The following is a 597-nucleotide window of genomic DNA, read 5'->3' on the forward strand; positions in this document are numbered from 1 at the left end:
TACGCACATGCCTATTGCCGAATTTCAAGCTATCTGCAATCCATGGCCAACAAGGGATATAACCCACTTGTCGCTATTCAAATAGCGTTGGCCGGTGAAGCTCATAAAGTATGGGGTGAGTAGTTACAATTATTTTACATAAAATGTCTATTGTGCTACATTGTGGCCCATTATGTAAATCTATGGGAAGAATATTATGACTGCCAATACTGTTGTTCGTGCGCGCATTGATGAACGTATTAAAGAAGAAGCGACTGTTGTGCTAGCCAGCATGGGGCTGACTGTTTCAGATGCCTTTAGAATGATGTTGACCCGTATTGCTACAGAAAAAGCATTACCTTTCGAGCCGTTAGTGCCTAATACTGAAACTATTGCTGCAATGAAAGAAGCGCGACGAGGGAAATTAAAATCTTTCGAGAATATGGATGCACTTCTTAAAGATTTGAATGCGAAGGATTGAACGTACCAAACAATTTAAACGGGATTATAAGCGGGAACTGAAAGGCCGCCACCGCGCGACGTTAGAAACTGCCTTGGTTGAAATATTGCAAACCATTTTAGAAACAATAAGAAAGAAGATTCACATTACAATTGCCT

Annotated in this window: 1 protein-coding gene; it reads left to right on the forward strand. The window is 40.7% G+C overall.

Features of this window, described 5'->3' with window-relative positions; translation table 11 throughout:
- Positions 1-196: 196 nt before the first annotated feature.
- On the forward strand, positions 197-460 hold the full coding sequence (locus tag NSMM_RS12415) for a type II toxin-antitoxin system RelB/DinJ family antitoxin (RefSeq protein WP_090287907.1): 264 nt from the start codon (positions 197-199) through the stop codon (positions 458-460).
- Positions 461-597 lie beyond the last annotated feature (137 nt).

Origin of the sequence: Nitrosomonas mobilis (assembly GCF_900103035.1) — a bacterium.
Classification (GTDB): Bacteria; Pseudomonadota; Gammaproteobacteria; order Burkholderiales; family Nitrosomonadaceae; genus Nitrosomonas; species Nitrosomonas mobilis.

Coding starts and splice junctions, on each gene's coding strand:
- NSMM_RS12415 (WP_090287907.1), top strand. CDS start 197: ATGACTGCCAATACTGTTGTTCGTGCGCGCATTGATGAACGTATTAAA.